22 protein-coding genes are annotated in these 19,085 nt (G+C 32.7%); 1 reads left to right on the top strand and 21 read right to left on the bottom strand.

Annotation, left to right across the window (positions count from 1 at the left end; all coding sequences use genetic code 11):
- Window positions 1-29 precede the first annotated feature (29 nt).
- The 20 genes from Z053_RS0112635 to Z053_RS31810 form a co-directional block, all read right to left on the bottom strand.
- Window positions 30-494 carry a nuclear transport factor 2 family protein gene (locus Z053_RS0112635; RefSeq protein ID WP_025665378.1) on the bottom strand — a complete coding sequence of 155 codons (465 nt, stop codon included), beginning with the start codon at window positions 492-494 and terminating at the stop codon, window positions 30-32.
- A 238-nt stretch (window positions 495-732) separates the two neighbouring features.
- Window positions 733-1,143: a hypothetical protein gene (locus Z053_RS0112630; RefSeq protein WP_025665377.1), complete on the bottom strand. Its 411-nt coding sequence runs from the start codon at window positions 1,141-1,143 to the stop codon at window positions 733-735.
- Between the two features lie 192 nt (window positions 1,144-1,335).
- Window positions 1,336-1,935 (bottom strand): hypothetical protein, encoded by a 600-nt coding sequence (locus Z053_RS0112625; RefSeq protein WP_025665376.1) that lies wholly within the window; start codon window positions 1,933-1,935, stop codon window positions 1,336-1,338.
- A gap of 47 nt (window positions 1,936-1,982) precedes the next feature.
- Window positions 1,983-2,363: a (deoxy)nucleoside triphosphate pyrophosphohydrolase gene (locus Z053_RS0112620; RefSeq protein ID WP_025665375.1), complete on the bottom strand. Its 381-nt coding sequence runs from the start codon at window positions 2,361-2,363 to the stop codon at window positions 1,983-1,985.
- A 1-nt stretch (window position 2,364) separates the two neighbouring features.
- Window positions 2,365-3,300, bottom strand: a complete 936-nt coding sequence (locus Z053_RS30110; RefSeq protein ID WP_025665374.1) for an HNH endonuclease — start codon at window positions 3,298-3,300, stop codon at window positions 2,365-2,367.
- Window positions 3,301-3,532: 232 nt separating this feature from the next.
- Window positions 3,533-4,810 carry a serine hydrolase domain-containing protein gene (locus tag Z053_RS0112610; protein ID WP_025665373.1) on the bottom strand — a complete coding sequence of 426 codons (1,278 nt, stop codon included), beginning with the start codon at window positions 4,808-4,810 and terminating at the stop codon, window positions 3,533-3,535.
- Window positions 4,811-5,093: 283 nt separating this feature from the next.
- A complete protein-coding gene (locus Z053_RS0112605) occupies window positions 5,094-6,293 on the bottom strand; it encodes a dioxygenase family protein (protein WP_025665372.1) in 1,200 nt (399 codons plus the stop codon).
- 97 nt (window positions 6,294-6,390) lie between these two features.
- The gene (locus tag Z053_RS30105; RefSeq protein WP_152538299.1) at window positions 6,391-7,212 is read right to left on the bottom strand and encodes a LytR/AlgR family response regulator transcription factor; all 822 of its coding nucleotides are present in this window, start codon (window positions 7,210-7,212) and stop codon (window positions 6,391-6,393) included.
- A 189-nt stretch (window positions 7,213-7,401) separates the two neighbouring features.
- Complete coding sequence (locus tag Z053_RS0112595) at window positions 7,402-7,731, bottom strand: hypothetical protein (protein WP_025665370.1); 330 nt, start codon at window positions 7,729-7,731, stop codon at window positions 7,402-7,404.
- A 148-nt stretch (window positions 7,732-7,879) separates the two neighbouring features.
- On the bottom strand, window positions 7,880-8,335 hold the full coding sequence (locus tag Z053_RS0112590) for a DUF2750 domain-containing protein (RefSeq protein WP_025665369.1): 456 nt from the start codon (window positions 8,333-8,335) through the stop codon (window positions 7,880-7,882).
- A 192-nt stretch (window positions 8,336-8,527) separates the two neighbouring features.
- Entirely contained in the window at window positions 8,528-9,124 is a 597-nt protein-coding gene (locus Z053_RS0112585) for a hypothetical protein (RefSeq protein WP_025665368.1), read from the bottom strand.
- Window positions 9,125-9,200: 76 nt separating this feature from the next.
- Window positions 9,201-9,674 (bottom strand): hypothetical protein, encoded by a 474-nt coding sequence (locus tag Z053_RS0112580; RefSeq protein WP_025665367.1) that lies wholly within the window; start codon window positions 9,672-9,674, stop codon window positions 9,201-9,203.
- Window positions 9,675-9,771: 97 nt separating this feature from the next.
- Window positions 9,772-10,377: a histidine phosphatase family protein gene (locus tag Z053_RS0112575; protein WP_025665366.1), complete on the bottom strand. Its 606-nt coding sequence runs from the start codon at window positions 10,375-10,377 to the stop codon at window positions 9,772-9,774.
- A 96-nt stretch (window positions 10,378-10,473) separates the two neighbouring features.
- A complete protein-coding gene (locus Z053_RS32135) occupies window positions 10,474-11,067 on the bottom strand; it encodes an acyl carrier protein (RefSeq protein ID WP_025665365.1) in 594 nt (197 codons plus the stop codon).
- A gap of 185 nt (window positions 11,068-11,252) precedes the next feature.
- On the bottom strand, window positions 11,253-11,774 hold the full coding sequence (locus tag Z053_RS0112565; protein WP_025665364.1) for a hypothetical protein: 522 nt from the start codon (window positions 11,772-11,774) through the stop codon (window positions 11,253-11,255).
- A gap of 158 nt (window positions 11,775-11,932) precedes the next feature.
- Window positions 11,933-12,589, bottom strand: coding sequence for a hypothetical protein (locus Z053_RS0112560; protein WP_025665363.1), 657 nt, complete (start codon window positions 12,587-12,589; stop codon window positions 11,933-11,935).
- Window positions 12,590-12,733: 144 nt separating this feature from the next.
- On the bottom strand, window positions 12,734-13,282 hold the full coding sequence (locus Z053_RS0112555) for a hypothetical protein (RefSeq protein ID WP_025665362.1): 549 nt from the start codon (window positions 13,280-13,282) through the stop codon (window positions 12,734-12,736).
- 195 nt (window positions 13,283-13,477) lie between these two features.
- A complete protein-coding gene (locus tag Z053_RS0112550) occupies window positions 13,478-14,167 on the bottom strand; it encodes a class I SAM-dependent methyltransferase (protein ID WP_323754334.1) in 690 nt (229 codons plus the stop codon).
- 213 nt (window positions 14,168-14,380) lie between these two features.
- Window positions 14,381-16,225, bottom strand: a complete 1,845-nt coding sequence (locus Z053_RS0112545; RefSeq protein WP_025665360.1) for a Xaa-Pro dipeptidyl-peptidase — start codon at window positions 16,223-16,225, stop codon at window positions 14,381-14,383.
- 103 nt (window positions 16,226-16,328) lie between these two features.
- Complete coding sequence (locus Z053_RS31810; protein WP_025665359.1) at window positions 16,329-17,012, bottom strand: hypothetical protein; 684 nt, start codon at window positions 17,010-17,012, stop codon at window positions 16,329-16,331.
- 335 nt (window positions 17,013-17,347) lie between these two features.
- Here Z053_RS31810 and Z053_RS0112535 point away from each other — a divergent pair, with 335 nt between their 5' ends.
- Window positions 17,348-18,049, top strand: a complete 702-nt coding sequence (locus Z053_RS0112535) for a hypothetical protein (RefSeq protein WP_025665358.1) — start codon at window positions 17,348-17,350, stop codon at window positions 18,047-18,049.
- Window positions 18,050-18,407: 358 nt separating this feature from the next.
- Here Z053_RS0112535 and Z053_RS0112530 read toward each other — a convergent pair whose 3' ends face one another.
- The gene (locus Z053_RS0112530; RefSeq protein ID WP_025665357.1) at window positions 18,408-18,974 is read right to left on the bottom strand and encodes a hypothetical protein; all 567 of its coding nucleotides are present in this window, start codon (window positions 18,972-18,974) and stop codon (window positions 18,408-18,410) included.
- Window positions 18,975-19,085: the final 111 nt, after the last annotated feature.

The raw sequence follows: 19,085 nt of genomic DNA, 5'->3' as shown, positions 1-19,085 counted from the left end.
AGGCAAAATGTTACTTTGTTTTTAGATTTTTATTGCGTAATTCCGAAGCCCCAGGTAATACTAGTGATTTTCCATTTACCATTAGCCTTATGTAGCGTCATCAATTTATATTCCGGAAGCTTGGTTCGAAATTGGTCTAATCGAAGTCGAGCTAACGCAAGCTTATCATAAATTTCAATACTCAATAATTCCTCTTTATAATTAGGATCTGCGTTATCAGAATCCAATCGAAAAATACTTTCTGAATATTCTCCATCTTTGTTGACATATCTGTAAGCACCCTTTTCGTGCATCGAGAGTTTTTTATGTTTGATACTTCCTGTATGGTCACCGATATAAAAATTCTTAATTGTCTTAATTATAGCTTGACGGTCGGATAAATCTATTTCTAAAGCGGATTCCTTAGAATTTTTCTCTGTTTTTTGTGCAGACAAAGAAGAGGTAAATAGGATAAGAATAAATAAGGGTAAGAATAATTGAAATGATTGTTTCATGACTAAGATTGATTATATGAATTTTTCTAAAGATTTTATTTATTATGGGTTGGTTAAAATGAAGCACAACGCTAAATATATGTGTTGTGGCAGGGCAAAACGTTACCAAGCCATTGACAAATCTGCGTAGATTTTATACCTTTTACATTCTAAAATCTTTACGCCGTACCAAATATACAAGAACCATTAGAGTATCACTTAACAGCAATGATGACACATGTGATGTTAGTTTACATTTTTATTTACAATTTCCAGAATTTTGTCGATCTCTAAATTTTTCCCAGAATTCTTTCTGGTTTTTAAAATTCAGATTTTTATTAATTCGTTCCAAATTCAATTTTACACCAGTTATTAGATTATGCAATTCGGTTTTGTTCTTATCAATAAATTTTATTTCTGCTTTCCAATTGTCCTTCCATTCTCCGAACGATTCGAAGTATAGAGTATTATTTGTGATTTCAATTTTTCTCCACTCAGATAATTTGACCCATTCGTTTTTCGATGCAACTCTCATCGAGTCTTTTTTGAAATAAATCTCTGAGTATTTACCATTATTACACATAGAATAATTTCCATCGAGTTTTTGCTCATTTTGACAACCAAAGAATAATGTAATTATCAAAGTTACATTCCAGAGTTTGAGTTTCATCTAATGTGGGCTAATGGTTAATATATGTGTTGTGGCAGGGCAAAACGTTACTTTGTTTTTCGATTTTTCTGCGTATTGTTGGCTAACTTTTGCCTTTTGCAAGTATTGCGCCTTACCAAAAATAAGAAGATAATCTGTTTAACTATCGAGTAGCTATGAGTTCATGAATGGTGTTGTGTTATATTTTTGTTTTTAACCAATCCAAATTCGTAATTCCCTATTTGGGATTTGTTTTTCGAATAACCTTGTAATTATCAAGTTTGATGGTCTTACTTTTAAACTCTTCTGATTTTTAAATTCGATAATATAATTTCCCCTTTCAGAAATATCTAAAACCATTATTTTTTTGGCTCTTTGACCTGATTCATAAGATTGAAATCTCCAATTTGTTACTTCTGGATTAATGATTTTTCCATTCTCCATATTTTTTAATGTGAATGTAAAATTACCAATCGAGACATCCCAACCACCAATAACTTTTACACTATATATTCCTAATGGTAATTCTATTGCTTTACCCGAATCGTAAATATTAATTGGGAATCGAATTTCTAAATATCTTAGATCGGTTCTTATTATCTCAATATTTTCAGGAACTTCATTTCTTAATATGAATCCAGAAATTTTATTGTCAGGTGTACGTTGGCTATAGCTACTTTTTATGTATGGTCTGGCCCCATCTCCTGGTTGGAATTCCGTTTGTAAGTATTCAATTTCCTCAGTATCCAATTCGCGAACTGTTCCATTATTTTCTACATAAACAAATTCAAATTCTTCTTTTTTAGTCTCCAATAGAATATAGTTTTGATTTAAATATGTGATTTATTCCAATGTTGTAGCTAGTTTTTTGTGATTAATTTTATTAAAGGTACATCGGCAGGCGCCATCTTGAAGTTTATTAGTTCTTCAGGATTAACCCACTTGTATTTATCATGATCAATTAGCGTTAAAGAAGCTTCTTTGAAAACACAATTGAAGGCTAGCAACTTAATTGTTACATTGGGGTACACATGTGTATTATAACCAACAAATTTTTGGACCAATACGATCATTCCTAGTTCTTCTCTAAGTTCACGTGCAAGTGCATCTTCTGGGTCTTCACCTAATTCTATTTTACCTCCAGGAAATTCCCAATACCCTGCAAGAGCTTTGCCTTGCTTTTTTCTAGCAATAAAAACTTTATGATCTTTATGTATAATTCCGCAAACTACCTCAAGCATATTATATCAGTATCTTTCTATGTCTTTTTAGAAAAGGTTTCATTTCCTCATTAACAGTAATTTTTGCACTTGCTTCAATTCCTAATCTAGCAAGATCCTCTAACTCGATTGATTTAGAAATAATCAGGGCTCCGTCATCAGAAAAAGAAATTAAGTGCTTATCAAACAAGGCGTCATAATTTGGACTTAGTAAAATCCCGTTCTCGGGATCTAATCTTTCCTCTTTAGTTGATTCTTTCCAAGAAACTATGTGTGAAGCAATTAAGATTTTTGTGATATTCGAACCTGTTACGGCACATTCATAATTCCATTTTTCTAGCACTTGTTGTCTATAGTATCCCTGTCCAACTCGAGATATAACTAACCCTTTTCTCTCGGTTTTATTTGGCTTCTTAAATTTGGTCTTTAGTTTTTCACTAATTGGTTTTTTATAATTGGTTTTAAATGCACCCCTTCTTCCAACATCTCCTGGTTTCCAGTTGTACAGTTCTTTTAAGCTTTCATTTTGGGTTTCATATTGGAAATCTGTGCTCTGGAAAGTTATGTGCACAGGATAACTAGAGGTTTCATCATGACTGAAGTATTTCAATTCACCGCAATAAATGAAAGGTTGGGTTTTTCCTTTGAGTTTGTCTGAAACTCTTGCCATTAGGTGCACATCTACTTTTTGGTTATATATTGCTTGGATCCTATCGCTTTCAAATGATTGCTTGTTTTGGCTATCCCATTCAAAATAGTCGTCGTCAAAAAAATCGTTGTAATGAAGTTGTTTTTCCTTTTTCTTCTTATCCAAAGTAACAAAAAGAATTGTCGTATTTCGATTATCGCAGTAAAGTAACCCAACCTGTAATGCCGCAGCCTTAGGTTCGTTTATAAGATCTGATAGTTCTACTTTATTATAACCATGACCAATTTGTAGTTTATCAATTATTGCCATAATGGTTTTTAAATTTCATTTTTCACGTATTAAAATACTGGGTATTCAATTAACTACAACAATATAATAAAGAATGCGGTTATGTTTACTTGATAAATGTAATTACTATTATTGAGTATAAAAAACCCGCTCGATTTTGATGTTAGAATTGGGGACAATAACATAAAATCATTAGTATGAGTTTATTAAAATACTACCATATTGTGTTTTTAATCTAAGATCTGGGAAATGGTTATACATAGGACACGTTATTACCTGTAGTTGTTTTTCTATTCTTATTCTTTTTTCTGATCATCATTAGGGATAAAAAAATGATAACTACGTATCCAACTATCAACAAAGTTAATATGTATGATGTATTACGCTGCATTACAACGTAGTCAGCAATTCCGGTTTTCCAAAAAATCCATTCATCTGCGATTGAGGATGCTATATTCCAGTTTCCGGTTTCTAAAATGATTATTCCAGATTTAGATTTTAGGTCAATTCGCGCAGCAGTATTGATCGCATTATTTCCGCTTCCATCGTGACCTATAATAGTTGATTTTGTGTCGTTTTGGCTGTATAAATGAGGACCTAATCCATAGACTCCAATGGTATTAATAAATGTTTCGGCTGTATTCATGGTTAGCATGGTCTCTTTAGAAAGAACATTATTCTCTGCTACATTAGCTTTTAGAAATTTTGATATATCTGCCGTAGTGGTATACAATCCTGCTGCCGCAAGGGCAGTGAACTTATTCATTTTCCTGGTTGTACCATCGACTTTATAAACTTTTGCCAATTGCAGATTAGATGTATCTTGATATTCAAAAGTAGAATGCTTCATATTTAAAGGTTCAAAAACCTCTTTTTTCATATAGTCTTTAAAAGATTGACCGCTAATTTCTTCAATCAGTAATTGCAGTATGGTATAGCCAGCCCCCGAGTACATATACTTGCTCCCAGGTTCGTAACCAACTATCGCTATACCTTCTGAGTATTCGGTATCTGCGGCTTTGGTCAAGGATTCTTCGATGGTTTGTACAGTCTCATTTTCTGCAAAACCTGCATAACCAAGGTCGTCGATTAAGCCAGACGAATGTGATAATAACCTTCTAGTAGTTACTTTTTTATTGTCAAATTCACTTTGGGGTAGATGCCATCTTGTAAGGTAATCATCAACAGGTTTGTCTAAATCCAGTTTTCCTTGCTCTACTAATTTTAAAACCCCAAAAGATGTAACCCATTTGCTAATCGAAGCGACTGGGAAAACCGTGTTTTCATCTACAGGTTGATCAATAGCGTAAAAGAAATTTTTTGAAACGTTTCCATTCTCTATCAATGTCATTGCATAATTACCAACGAACTCATTTTCTATTTTTTCTTTGGTTGCCTCGATAAATGCCTCAGAAGTATGTTTAGAAGTAATGGGTCGTAATAAAAAACCATCTATAAATCCATAACCGATAAAGGCTGTCCAAATTAGAATTGCAAGAATTACAAGTGCTATCTGCTTAAATTTTCTCATTGTTTTTTTAGGTTAAATACATCTATTTGTAGATACCTAAAAATACTCCCATTTAACTTTTGCTAAATAATAAAACGACCGATAACAAGATTTTTAACCGATTCTACCAGATTAGATCATTGGTTAGTATATTAATTATTTGGTAAAGTGAGATACTATTTTAAAAGCGTTCTGTTTTTTTCAATTATGGCAACGATAAATATAGCATACCTTGTAATCCCTAAGAGTAACTATGAGAGGAAGCGTTGATTTTTTATACACGATATTGGCAGTATACTCTTGTTTAATTATGCTTAGGTTCTGGTAATTCTAAGTATTTGCTTACAGTTTTATCTAGCATTTTTGATACTTCATTTTGGTTTTCTTTTGTTGGTTTCAGGTTAACAAATTTTCCAATTATATTTCGATGTCTGTAAATGATTATTGTGTTCTTTGCTTTAGGGTTTATCTTATTTAAATGGACTTCTGATTGCATATCGGTAAATGATGGAACAAAAGTCAATGCAATATTTTCTAAGTTCAATTCTTTTCCAAGTTGCTCTAATTCTATTTGTCGATTCGATTTGCTGTAGCCTTTCTTATTACCATAAACAAAGTAGACTTTTAAATATTTTTCTCGGTTAACACTTTCTCGCTCCAAAAATGTTAGCCATTCTTTTATTTCGGACCAGTTTGGTTGGCTACCCACAAAGTAAACAATTCCGTGAAATCGTCCATATTTACATACTGGGCAAGTTCTTGTGCCTTTGTCTGGTCCCCAGGCATGAAATGGTGTAAAAGAAGGATTGTCTTCTCCAATTTCTAGACCAGATTTAATTGTATGATCTATTGTTATAGGATAATTAGGGATATTAAGTCCTAAAACAATATTATGCTCAGCAATTTGTATTTCTTTATCAATCAGTACCCTTAAGATACCGCTACCACCACGATTTTTAAGCGCTTTTCTTTTTTTACTTGTCAATAATATATCATCAGCAAATTCTAAATTATGGATATAATACTCATCATCAATTTCAGGTTCTTTAATAGATAAATGAATGTGTGCAGGTATATCACGATTTGGATAAGGTGTTGGTCTAATTGTATACATCGAGTAATTCCCTTGCTCATCAGATTTTACCCAGCCACGAATACGACCGTGTTTTTGAGATTTGCCTTCTCCGTTAGCATAATATCCATTGTGGTCTGTTTGCCAATAATAAACGATTACGTTGGGCGCAGGCGTAACTCCGTCTAATTTCAGTATTTTTCCTGTAACCAATAGTTTTTGCCCTTTCCCGTTCCAGGCAGAACTTGTGTCAATAGGCTGAATGTTTTTTGGCATTCCGATATACATTAATTCACAACCATCGCAGCCACCACCAACAATTTTGTTTTTGTTATTTCTTTTAGGTATTTGTTCATTTTTTGTCTGACCATTACAACTTGCCAATGATATCAGGAATAGAAATAAGAGTCCGAAGTTCAGTATTTTTTTCATTAGTATAAAATTTAAAGGAAGTCTCAAAAGTCCAATAAATCTTAAGTGTTGAAAAGGAAACGATACAAGAATTAGCTTACCGGAGTGGTTTTAGAACTTAGTGGTTTAATAGGGTACTCCAATTTTGACGATAATGTCTGCTGAACCTTATGGATTGACCATTGGATAAGATGCCATCATAATCGCCATTCTTTCTTGATTTTAATTCTGCTACGTAGTCTTTATTAACAATTACCGAACGATGAACCCTTAAAAAGGTTTGAGGGTCTAATAAGTCACCAAGTTTTTTTAAACTCTCATCATGCAAAATTTTCTGACTGGTTGTATGTACCATTGTATAGGGTCTGTCGGTCTCGATAAATAGGATTGTAAGCGTATCAATCTTTATCCTACGAATACCATTTTTAACCGTAATGGTCTTATTGGTCTTTTGATTTTGGAAGTGTTTATTTAACTGCTTTTTTCTTTTAAGATAGTCAAAAACAAAAGGACTAAATAAATAGACCATAATTGTTATATGTAATTGATTTGAGACTGCATTTTTAAGCATTGTTAAAAAACGATGAGGTATAGAATAGATAAGATTACTACCTAAGATAAAAATTGAAGTAAAAATAAATATATGCAGTACACTAAATATAAACCCTGTACTTAAAGCATAAAGTACTTTGCCCGTTAGTGATTTGAATTGAACTTTATTGTAAAAGGAATTTGCAATTTTTATAAATGGAATAAATAAAAGCCAATATATATTATAAAGCATAGTATCTGCCCAATAAAAACCCGTAGGTTTAATTTTGGAGAAAACGTAATCTTGAAAAATTGCCAACCCATAAAGTACAACACAAAACACAACCAATGTTCCAAAATTTGGATGTAGGAGTTTGTTTATTGTTTTATTAAGTTTTTGTTTTCTCACCTTTTTTTTGAGAGTTACTGCCAACGTGTTCGTGTAAAATGCGTTTTAACCCATTTTTACATGGTGTTGTAGAGTGTTTTTACTCTTCATTCCATTGTTCTAAATCCTCAACTGGACGAGGAAGTCTTCCTTCAACCATTGATTTCCAAGGTCTCTTAGTCGCTTTATTGCACCTATTTTCTATATTTTTTAATTCCTCCTCTGTAATTTTTCTTGAAAGTATTTAAAAGCATAGCTTTCTATATTGCCGCTTAACTGATTTCCGTTTTCATCTTTCAGATCATACATTTCTTGAATTCCACCAATTGATGCACTACCATCTAATCCTAAAAGAATACTGTAAAAAATATCCTTGAATGACGAATCCAATACTTTTTTCATTATTCCATTTTGTTCATCAGTCAGCTTAAGTGATTTAATTAACTGTCCAACTTCTGTTTCAGAATTCTCAGAAAGATACTCTTTTAGAAAATCTTGTTTCTCGTCATGAAAGGCTTTTACAAATTCTTCTGTCGTCATTTTTTCAATATTTGTGCTAACCATATACATCCTTTATTTTTTATATATGGTTATTTTTAATATGCTGTTGTATAATCATACTATTCTAAAAATAATATAGTAATGGACCTCTATTTGGGTTATCTAAAACATATTGTTAGTTGTTTTTTTATTCGAAAGCCTCTTTTACTTGATTTTCTAAATCATTCACTCCTTGGAATTTTTGAAAATCTAAATCTTTTCCAATGAATTTTAATTCAGTAGATAAGTCTAATACTAATTCATAAGGGTCTGCTTCAAAACCAAACAGATTCTGGTCAAATTCCGTTCCGACGAGAAGTCCGTCATTTCCCATTCCAATGCACCAATTTTCCATAAAGTCTGATAACGAGATTAGTGTAACCTTATATTTTGTCCATCTATCTTTGATACAAGATTTTGCTAAAGCCTTTTCGGCCCAAAAACAAATAATTCCGATAGGTTCTCCATCATCGTCTTCATAATGAACAGATCTGGAGCTTGCAAATCCTTCATGATTTTTAAGTCCCCAGACAATTTCGGAGTTACAAACTGTTTTTATAAATCTTTTATGTCTGTTTTTTATTAAAATCGAATCTTGGATCATTTTTATTTTTTGAATTGCAATTAATGCTAAATATATGTCTCGTAGAGGGCAAAATGTTACCTTGCTTTTTGATTTTTATGCACATTGGTTACTAACTTTTACTTTTTGAAAGCATTTCGCTTCACCAAAAATACAATAACCATTGGGGTATCACTTAACAGCTATGATCACATATATGATGTTATCACTTTTTTATTTTTCAATTATTACACCTTCTAATTTGGAGTTTAAAAAAGATTTTAATTTTTCAATAGTATTAGAATTTAAGTCCAAATGATTAATTGAGTATTTTTTCTCGTCTAAGTCCTTAACAATTATTGATTCGTCTATTATTTTAATAGAGTTTAGTTTATTTAAAGCTATGTATTGGTATTTATCATTATTCCCAAAACTTAATTCTTCACTATCTACTTTGATGTTTCCGCTTGGGCTATTTTGAATTCCTCTTATGATCAATAATATCCCAATTATTAATAAAGAAAGTAATGTTAATATGGTCCACTCAAAATAGAAATACCAAATAACAATACTTATAAGAATTCCAAAACCCAAAAAATAATTTAAAAACTTATAGTAATGGTCATTTTTTGTTTTAAACGTTATTGAGTTAGAGGAACCTCTTTTTTTGCTATTAAACTTTTTAAGATTTGAATAAACAGATGCTAATGCAATTAAAGGAAGAAAGTGCTCAAAATTAATTTTTAATCCTTCCCAAATTTGGGATACTACTATATATGTCATTACAATTATTGCTATAAGCGATGAACTAAAAGAATAACGTTTTTTCATTTTTTCAATATTTGTACTAACGTCTCTTGTATAATGCGTTTGCTTCCTGAAAGGAGCATATGTATTATACGAATTGTTACGCCTCGTTTTTTTTCAGTTCAATTATTCCGATTATTCTAGTTAATTTATCCAATCCAGTTTTTGAAATGATTCTAAAACCAAATTCAATAAAAATAAATCTTAAACTTATAATTGCTATTACCGATTGGAATAAAGTATCAAGTCTATTTTGAATAGTGGAGATAACTAATACGCTTATGGCAAATAAAACAATAATCAAAAATAATATTTTAAACGTTTTACCAACTCGAATTTCCAAAGTTCCACATCGCTTTTCTAATTTCCCATTTAGAACACAGAAAGCTCCATAAAGATTTTTCGATAATTTTATTTCAAATTCGTTATCATAAATTTTCCCAATAAAAACTTGATTATTCCAATCAGCAACAAATTGTTCATCAGATAAAGTATGATTTTTTAGTTCAGTCAATGCGATTGAACTATCATTTAATAATTCTATTGAATAGTATTTTGTCGGAAATAATTTCATTCAGTTCGCAAGGTTATTTCTAATGAGTTACAGGGTATGTATATGAAGTGTAGCAACAAAATGGGAGCTATGATTTGATATATATTGTTATGTGTATTTATCCATTTAAAAGCTTGATAACTCTACTTCTAAATATATTATCTTCTTCGAGTATTGAAATACTACCAGGATTAAGTCTGTAATTGATATAGCCCATCGATGAGATATCAATTTTTTGAAAAGCTGCGATAAAAAAAGTCGCTGCAAATCCATGTGTTACAACTATTGTATCTTTTTCCAATTCTATTATCTCATCAACAAATTGGCATATTCGTTCTGCTACATTTCTTCTGGTTTCTGCTCCTTTACATATTCGATGATCTAATCTGTTTCCATTGGGACTTATAGGTATCATGATTTTATTATGTTCACTTTGTATCATTCCTCCATGTGTTCCAAAAGACATTTCTCTGAGTCTTTGATCGAGAATTAGTGGTGTATTTGTACCGTTTGTCAAAATCTGAGCTGTTTGGGCAGCTCTTTTTAGGTCAGAACTGTAAACAGTTAAATTTTGAATATCAAAACCCAATTCTCTAATCTTACTTGATAATTGAGATGCTTGCTGTTTTCCTTTTACTGTTAAATCTGAGTCGAACCATCCGCCAACTCTTCCGTTTACAGAATGTGTGGCTTCACAGTGAGTAATCAGACAAATTCGCTTCATTTTTGATTTATTTACAATTACACATAACGTCTCATGTATGTTGCGTTTGCCTGCCGAAGGCGGCATATGCAATATACAAATTGTTGTAAAACGTTTTTAGTCAATTCCTAAATCATTTGTGAATGAATGATGTAACTCAATTTCGCTTATTGGGAGACCAATTCTATCTTCTGTAATTCCACAAATAATTCGCTCAACTTCATATTTGCTCGATATTTTTTCAATGTCGATTAGTTTATCTCGGTTTAGAGATATTGTCCAATCCACTAATTGTCTAATTGTCCCTTTTGAAACAGGTGTTGTCCGTTTAATGGTTTTTATTCCGAAAATTTTGACGTGAGAACCTAATTCCGGATTGAAATCTAATGCAACTAAATCCGGTAATTCAAGTCCAAGTTCTGTTTTTAATTGACTCCACTTTTCTTTCAGCTCCGTTTGAGTGAATAATTCCGATATTTTCATATCAGGTCTTATTTCCTTTTCGGTTGAAGTCAAAATTCTTAGCGCTTTTCTGATTCGATAAAATACTATTTGAGTCAGACACTTATCTGTCGGATTTGCAATAATTCTGCTAAAAACAATATCCGCGAAATCCTGAACCGTATAAATTTTTTCCGCTTCAGAATCCTCAATTCGTATTCCAAATTTGTCCTCAATTGACATCACTAATTCGACTGAATCTAATCCCATTATCGGTTTTTAAATGTTTTACAACAACAAAATAAAGAATATATATCCTTTATTTTCTATATATAGTTATTTTTTAATACGCTGCTGTATAATCATACCATTCTAAAAATAATATAATGGGTATCTATTTGGATTATCTAAACAGTAATACCACTAGTGAGAGCGGGGAAATTATAACTAATGGTTTAAAAATTAACCATTTCAATAACTTTTGATTCATTATCAGAAAGAATAACATGTTGCATTATTCCTCCTCCGGTTTTTTCCCACAACATAAAAGCTATAATGTAATAATCACCAGATGGAAGATTATTAAATTCAAATTCTCCATCTTTATTGCACATAGTTTTTATTGTATCGTGATATCCTTCTGGGTCAGGAATAAATTTAGGAATTCCATCTTCAATATGAACATAACCTGAATTTTTATTATTATATATTTTATTTAATCTTTCCTCGGTATAGCGACAATTAGGCATTAATTCTATTCTAAATTCTTCACCAAAGCGTATATCTCCATTTTTTGATTTAAATTTAGCAACTCCTTTTATCTTACTATTTCCTTTGGTCTTAAACCAACTTACCTCTTTATAATCAAATTCATTTACTATTGTTATTGGAGTATCATTTTTAATCTTTTGCTTGTCATTGTCAGAACAATTGAAGAAGAAAAGTCCAATTGTAATTAGCAATAATTTGTATTTCATAATATTTGGGTTAATTTATCTCAACATGTTGATACATGGTTAGTTGCGTTGGTTATAACTAAGTTAGCAAAAGAAAACAAACCAGAAGAAAATCCGTAGGATTTTCAGAGTACGCACTGACCAAGCAATTAGCTATACACGTTGTTGGAGCATGTATTTTATTTTTTTCGATATGCAATCATTTCCATTGGTCCAGTCGGAATTGCATAAAGTTTTAAAAATTCAGTAGTAACCTCTTTAATTGGTATTGAACCATTTCTTTTTCCGTCATAGTACATTGAAACAAAAAAGGTCGAATCAATTTGTTCAATTATTTTCTTTTCGCCCGCTTTTCTCTTAAGCAGTTCTAAAGTTTCTTTATCCCAAAGTTCTTTGTTAAATTCAAATTCCGACTCTCTTCCGTTTTCAGTCAGCACGAAAGTCATTTTTTCAATATCTTCTTTTTTGAGTGTTGTAATTGTCGGTTCGAGTCGATAGAAGTCACATTCAAAAACAGCGTCTTTGCCATTTGACTTTCCGTTGATAAACCATTTTATATGATTCTCATTAACGATTTTGTATTTAGAGGTTTTCTCGTTATTAAAGTTCATTAAACCTCCATTGTTCATTTTCAATGTTGATGCTTTTTCTTTGAGTGAAAAATCAGTATAAATGTCAACATTGTCATTGTTAATTTCAAGAAGTTGAAATCCAGGATAACCCTTTTTTTCATTTCCAGAATCAATGTCTTTTAGTATCCATTTTCCATTCAAATCTTGCCCATCTACTGAATTAAAAATCATTGTTAATAATATAAATAATGATGCTGTTCTCATATGTTCCACAACGTTTAATATATGTGTCGTAGCAGGGCAAAATGTTACCTAGCTTTTTCCAAACATTGCGCTTTACCAAAAATACAACAACCATTTGATTCATCACTTAACTGTTATGATCACATATATAGTGTTGTAGCCAGTTTATTTTTCATCAGATAACTCATCAAAAAACTTAATGGGGTTTGTCAAAAACCTGTGTGTATTTGACTTCTTCGTTAAATTTAATAATTCTTCAATGCTTGGATTACATAAGTTTCCTTGGACATCCATTAATATCCAATCGTTTTTTCGACATAAATTTAGCATTCCGTTTAAAAAAGTTAGAGTTTTGTCCGTCAGATCTGTTCTGAATTGAAACTCATCTATGAAATCACCTTTTTCGTTGATATCGATATAAGCATCATGATCAAATTCCGATTTTTCACTTTTCCAATTCAAGCCGTCAGTCCAACTTGCGCGAGTTATGATTTTGTCTATTTCCTTTTCTAAATTTAAAATGTCAACTTTTATTTCTTTCCACCATTTTGTGGTTCTAGCGTCTTCAAATTTAGGGTCATCTTCTCCGTTATAATTTTCCCAGAATTTTTTCCATTCAGAATGCTTTATCTCTAACTGTGCAGGTAACCGATCAAACTTTTGTTCAATCGTTTTTTTCGGAAGTATAAATATTGGAAACTGATTAATTGCCATTAAATTATTTTGAATTGGCTACAACAACAAAATAAAGAATATATATCCTTTATTTTCTATATATGGTTATTTTTTAATATGCTGCTGTATAACCATGCTATTCTAAAAATAATATAGTAATGGGTATCTATTTGGATTATCTAAACAGTAATGCGACCAGCGAGACATAAGCAGGAGTGAGGAAGCAGAGGTTTCTCATTTTCTTAATACATAATGATAATAAACTATCTTACCATTACTCAATTCCTTATGGATGTTCGAACCCTTAACTCCTGCAAAATCATTCAGTGGCTTTTTTAACCAGCCCTTTACCATCTTTTGAAAGAATGCTAACTTGAATTCGTGAAATGCATCCATTGCATTGACCACTTCCTTCGAAATCAATTCCTTTTTGAGGACTTCAAATCCTGCATCATTGAAAATCGTATCAAGCTCTTCGATCTTTTCTGAGGGACGTAGGTCGGCAAACAAAAAATACCCGCCAGGACGAAGCACTCTGTTGACTTGCTTTACAAACTTTTTCATAGACCCGTAGCAATGTGATGATTCTACATTCACAATTGCATCTGCACTTTCATTCCCCAATGGTAGGTTTTCTGCATCACCATGAATAAAGGTTAATCCTTCTACCGAATGATGTTTATTACTAAATTTGATTGCGTTTTTAGAGTAATCAATTCCAATCATCGTCTTTGGTTTAAGATATCGTTTAATGTACGACGAACCTCCTCCGCGTCCACTACCAACTTCTACTACGTCTTTACCCACAAGGTCTACAGCTGTTGCCACATAGTGGTATAGCTGAATCATATACCGGTCGTTCTCTTCCTCCTCATTCAGTGGGATTGCAATAGGTTCATTGCAAGATTCATATCCGTAGTTCATATAAGTCCACTCTGCTGTTGGATACTTCTTTGACAAATACTCATATAGCTTTTTCCAGACCGCTCGCTTTAGTCGTGGAGAAATTTTAAGAAAGAAAGCAAAAATATTGGTAAGCATAGGTTAGCAATAAGTGTTAACAATCATTAATCGAAGTTATTTAGCCAATGGATTATAGCCTTTGTTGGCAAACGTTTTATTAATGATAGATTATATTTAATTTTCTTTTGCTGTATGGGTAAATGCTTCAATACCTCCTACAATTGGTAAGGTGATAGTTGTTGCACTTAAATCAATAGTTAATTCGGTTCCGGGTTCTGGGTGTAATGTGAACTCTTTGTCGCTTGAAAAAATCATTAGTCCTATTTGTTGACCTTTTTTAATAATTTGATCATCTGGCATTAAATCAAAAGACACCTTATAGAAATTACCTTTTTTTAAGGGTTCGCTTTTTCGTATCGAGTTGTGATTTTGTGGATCAGCCCAGCCACGAGTTATTATGTTATCTGTTATCTTAGTTCGACTTCCTTTATTCCAAGGCAGAGAAACCAACCAAACCGATAGATTTGCAGCGGCTTTGCTGCTTGATAGAGTAACAGTCACTTTTGCTGTACCAGATAAGTGAATATCTTTTGATAATGTTGGTGTTACATATATCAATCTGTGATTACTAATTTCAGACTGTGCCAGTGCTCTACCAGAAAAGGAATAATTATCAACAATTTTTTCCATTCCTTGATTCTTGGTTTTTTTGTGACTTAAGGTTCCTTTAGCTGGAGCCCCAGGAGTTAGATAAAGAGTTACATCTGATGCTTCAGGGTTGGGATACTCTTTATATGGAGTAGGGTTTTCTCTTGTGTCATTTTCACGCACAATCCAAGCTCGAGCATCATTTTCTACACCGTTTTCTACACCGTGTAGATAACGAGTAAACCATCTGTTCATCATTTTCATTGGAGGAGGACCACCATGTCCATCTTGATGATAATATATTTGAGAAGGTAATCCTTTAGCTTTTGCAGCTTTATAAATTCTATAGCTATGTTCTGGCATTACATTCCAATCATTAAACCCATGCGACATCAGTAAAGCTGCTTTCATGGGTTTCATATCATTTAAATAATCTCGTCCAGCCCAGAAGTCATTATAATCACCTGTAATTCTATCCATACCATTCTTTAGTTCTGTGTCTCTTACTGTTGTATTATTATAAGCTCGTTTTGATTCATCGCCACTATGAATAAAATCATAAAGTACATCGATATCTTCACCCAAATATCCTCCTGGAGATCTCACTAATCCATTTGATCGATAATAATGATAATACGATGTATTAGGAGCAATTGGGATAATTGCTTCAAGCCCATCTACACCAGTTGTTGCTGCGGCCAAAGGAATGGTTCCATTATAAGATGTCCCGGTCATTCCTATTTTACCGGTTGACCAAAATGCTTGCACTTCTTTTTTACCATCGAGAGAAGTGTAACCTGGTATACGGCCACATAGCCAATCAATTACAGCCTTAGGAGCCAATGATTCATTGTCACCTCCAACCGTTGGCGATCCTTGAGAAAGTCCTGTTCCTGGAGATGAGGAGTGCACTACTATGTATCCTCTTGGTACCCAGGTTTTAATATGAGAATTTGAAATAATTGGTCTCTCTCCTGTTCGAACAACCTCTGGATGTATACGTTCTTTTGCAGCTGTTCCGAGTTCATGCTTGACATCCCAAAATAATCCTGTAACATTTGGTGCAACGCCAGCAAAATAAGGACTGGATACATATATAACAGGCAATTTAAGCCCGTCTGTATCGGTTTGTTGAGGTCTGGTAACTGCCACGTGCATTCTATCTAATTTTCCATCACCATCAGTATCAAATTCTGTTTCAACCCATAGATCATGTCTAATCCATTTTTCTGGATCTTCAAATGCAGCGACAATTTGGGCCTCTCCGTTTTCAAAAACAGGAACAGATTTTTTTGCTTCTTGGGGGCTTGCTGAAATTAAAGGAGTAATTAGTATTGATAAAAATAAGGTTAATTTAATCAGCTTTTTCATGATGTGTTTTGTCATTATTATGTTTAATGTTTGCCAATGTTTAGTGTATGAATTGTTATGGCGTTCAGCCATTATGATTTATACACCTTGTTACCAGCTTTTTTTATTCTTTGAATTCAAGTATATCTTGTTTCATTTCTTTATTCCAAAAATCCACTTTGTCTTTATAGATTCTTGTTATCGGGTAACCATTAGTTTCCTTTTTCGATTTCCATGTTAGATGAACAACAGCAATTCTTTCATCTTCTAGTTCTAATACAATATCATCATTATTTGTCTTTCTAGCAATTAGTTCAGCGTTCTCATTACGTAACAGATGGTCATCAGATAATTCAAGTTTGAGTTCGTTCATCAACTCTTGAATATTTTTCTCTTCCATTTCAACTACATCCCAATAAGGTTCTAAAAACTTCAATTCAAAAGTTGTGTTATTTAGTGTATCTTCTAAATTTCCATTTTTCAATAAGTTAGCGATTGTTTTTTCGATACAATTTCTGGATAATTCTTTTACAAATAAGTCTGGTGGTACTAGATAGAGTCCATTTAGGTTTTCACCATTTTCTTTATTTTCATTAATAGCAGTGTCAAGGAATTTATACGTCCAAACATTTATTCCATAACTTCTACCATCTAAAGTATCAACTATTATATTTGCAAAATCATTTTCAAGATCATCCCAAGGAGTTGATATCTCAAATTCAAGCCATAATTTGAAAGGTTTATTTCCATTTTCAATAACTTTTTCACTTAAAGAGTATGGATTTATGCCTAGATTTTTAATATTCATTTTTTTCTAATTGCTGGTAACAATAAAATAAAGAATATACGTCCTTTATATTCTATGTATAGTTATGTTTACGTGATAAATGTAATTATTAGGATTGAGTATAAAAAACTCCTTAAGACGTTTTAATTTTTTACAATTTCTCACATACAAATATAAAAATATAGACCTCACAGGTTTTTAAAACCTGTGAGGTCTCATCAAATTAATCATTACTATTTTTTTCGAGTTCCGAAAAATGAAACTGGCGTGCTGTATCATTGTATATCAAGTATTTATTAACTACGATCTATTGCAATTTTTAAAACAAGCAATAGATTTTTAAAACATGTTATACGATGTCTAAAGAAAATTATGACACCAAGTTGGTGGTGCTAGAAGCATTACCACAAGAAGCGGTAAAATCACCAACAATTCCTGTTGATGTATTTATGCAAGAAGCCGAAAACTTATTTGTATGGGCAGAAGAGGACAAAGAAACCTTAGTTGCCAAAGGATTAGATTGGCAGATGTATGCCGAAGATTTACCAACCCGAACCGGGGCGTGTAGATATGCCCAGGCCGTTTGGATGAAAGAGCGGTATAGCCAGGAAGAAGCAGCCAAGGCCTGGAGAGAAGAGTCTCCCAAAGCCTACGAATTTAGAAACGACCTGTTGGCCGATTTGCGGTTTGCGTTTCGCAAACGAATGGATTTGCTAGCCCGTGTACGTGCTATTGCCGATGGAGAAGGCGATGCCGATATGATCCAGGATTTGATGGATATTAGTGTATTGGGTAAAGCCAATATAGCAGAGCTAGAAAAAGCAAAGTATGATCTTAGCAACTTTGATATTGCAGCACAACAATCGGATGCCCTGGCAGAATTACTGGCCAAAGCCAATGGGGCGACCTTAGATAACTCTAAAGCCAAAGAAATACGGGATCGTGCCTATACCCATCTTAAGGAAGCTATAGATGAGCTTCGCGCAACGGGTAAATATGCATTTAGAAAAGATCCCGAGCGTTATAAGGGATATGTTAGTCGATATAAACGTCGATAATCGGTTGCTATTACTGGCCCCCGCATAGAGTAGAGGTCTCCGCGCAACGAGGGAGACTCACCTTATTGCGGGGGTTAGTTTTACCCTTGCGGGGGAAGCAACCGGTATGCCGATGGTCGATATCAATAGTGCGAGGAAGAGGCATCTATATGCGCTGAAAGCTATACCTATACCGATGGTCGATAAAAATAGTGCGCGGGAGCGTTGATTTGTTATTTTGGTGAAGAATGGATACATTAATTAGAAATACTATACTAAAATGGATCTTAGTCTATAGGTAATCCTGAGTTGAGGTTACAATTGTTGAGTTAAACACTAAAACCCGTATTAATTATAGCTATTGCTACCAATAGTACTTTTATTCTGAGATATATTTTTCAAATTCCGCTTTTTTGATATTTAGAATTTGAGTTGGCTTTTCAAATTTTAAATTCCCATTTTTAGTTACAGAAATTGTCTGGTCATTAGGTTTCTCTAAAAAATATTCGAACGTATTATTTCCGAAATCGTATTTAGACCAAGCAAATGTTCCTTTTTGCTTTTCGTTGTGATAATAATCAGTTTCTGTTTTCAGACCCAGAAATCCATATTCTAATATTTTCTTAAAATGCCCATTTTTTGGTTCAGGTTTCCACCAATAGGTTACGAATTGTTCCGATTCCCAATCACTAATTGTCCAATTTTTTTCGAGTTTTGGAAGCCCAAGTTTTTCTCGTTCTGAATTAAATTCAATTCCGTGGTTCTTATTAATAGGCACTACAGATTTATAAATTGCATTAGCGCCTGCTAAAAGAACAAGATATAAAAGTCCTTTTGATATTCCTTTTCCTATAGTTTTTATTGAAAAATCAAACTCTTTAGGGTCACTTTTATAATCGTAATAATACGCAATTGCAATCGGTACGATTATTATTCCGTATATCATTTGGTTTTCAAATTATTGGTAACAATAGAGTAAAGAATATATATCCTTTATATTCCTTTTTAATCTTATATCTAACAAAACCTGAATGAGATATAGCCATCCTAAGTTTGT

The organism is Aquimarina megaterium XH134 (assembly GCF_000520975.1).
GTDB classification, from domain to species: Bacteria; Bacteroidota; Bacteroidia; order Flavobacteriales; family Flavobacteriaceae; genus Aquimarina; species Aquimarina megaterium.
This window is presented reverse-complemented; position numbering and strand designations above follow the sequence as displayed.

What these genes read in the sequence shown, in the direction of transcription:
- Z053_RS0112635 (WP_025665378.1), bottom strand. Translation starts at nt 494, where the DNA reads ATGAAACAATCATTTCAATTATTCTTACCCTTATTTATTCTTATCCTA.
- Z053_RS0112630 (WP_025665377.1), bottom strand. Translation starts at nt 1,143, where the DNA reads ATGAAACTCAAACTCTGGAATGTAACTTTGATAATTACATTATTCTTT.
- Z053_RS0112620 (WP_025665375.1), bottom strand. Translation starts at nt 2,363, where the DNA reads ATGCTTGAGGTAGTTTGCGGAATTATACATAAAGATCATAAAGTTTTT.
- Z053_RS30110 (WP_025665374.1), bottom strand. Translation starts at nt 3,300, where the DNA reads ATGGCAATAATTGATAAACTACAAATTGGTCATGGTTATAATAAAGTA.
- Z053_RS0112610 (WP_025665373.1), bottom strand. Translation starts at nt 4,810, where the DNA reads ATGAGAAAATTTAAGCAGATAGCACTTGTAATTCTTGCAATTCTAATT.
- Z053_RS0112605 (WP_025665372.1), bottom strand. Translation starts at nt 6,293, where the DNA reads ATGAAAAAAATACTGAACTTCGGACTCTTATTTCTATTCCTGATATCA.
- Z053_RS0112595 (WP_025665370.1), bottom strand. Translation starts at nt 7,731, where the DNA reads ATGACGACAGAAGAATTTGTAAAAGCCTTTCATGACGAGAAACAAGAT.
- Z053_RS0112590 (WP_025665369.1), bottom strand. Translation starts at nt 8,335, where the DNA reads ATGATCCAAGATTCGATTTTAATAAAAAACAGACATAAAAGATTTATA.
- Z053_RS0112585 (WP_025665368.1), bottom strand. Translation starts at nt 9,124, where the DNA reads ATGAAAAAACGTTATTCTTTTAGTTCATCGCTTATAGCAATAATTGTA.
- Z053_RS0112580 (WP_025665367.1), bottom strand. Translation starts at nt 9,674, where the DNA reads ATGAAATTATTTCCGACAAAATACTATTCAATAGAATTATTAAATGAT.
- Z053_RS0112575 (WP_025665366.1), bottom strand. Translation starts at nt 10,377, where the DNA reads ATGAAGCGAATTTGTCTGATTACTCACTGTGAAGCCACACATTCTGTA.
- Z053_RS32135 (WP_025665365.1), bottom strand. Translation starts at nt 11,067, where the DNA reads ATGGGATTAGATTCAGTCGAATTAGTGATGTCAATTGAGGACAAATTT.
- Z053_RS0112565 (WP_025665364.1), bottom strand. Translation starts at nt 11,774, where the DNA reads ATGAAATACAAATTATTGCTAATTACAATTGGACTTTTCTTCTTCAAT.
- Z053_RS0112560 (WP_025665363.1), bottom strand. Translation starts at nt 12,589, where the DNA reads ATGAGAACAGCATCATTATTTATATTATTAACAATGATTTTTAATTCA.
- Z053_RS0112555 (WP_025665362.1), bottom strand. Translation starts at nt 13,282, where the DNA reads ATGGCAATTAATCAGTTTCCAATATTTATACTTCCGAAAAAAACGATT.
- Z053_RS0112550 (WP_323754334.1), bottom strand. Translation starts at nt 14,167, where the DNA reads ATGAACTACGGATATGAATCTTGCAATGAACCTATTGCAATCCCACTG.
- Z053_RS0112545 (WP_025665360.1), bottom strand. Translation starts at nt 16,225, where the DNA reads ATGAAAAAGCTGATTAAATTAACCTTATTTTTATCAATACTAATTACT.
- Z053_RS31810 (WP_025665359.1), bottom strand. Translation starts at nt 17,012, where the DNA reads ATGAATATTAAAAATCTAGGCATAAATCCATACTCTTTAAGTGAAAAA.
- Z053_RS0112535 (WP_025665358.1), top strand. Translation starts at nt 17,348, where the DNA reads ATGTCTAAAGAAAATTATGACACCAAGTTGGTGGTGCTAGAAGCATTA.
- Z053_RS0112530 (WP_025665357.1), bottom strand. Translation starts at nt 18,974, where the DNA reads ATGATATACGGAATAATAATCGTACCGATTGCAATTGCGTATTATTAC.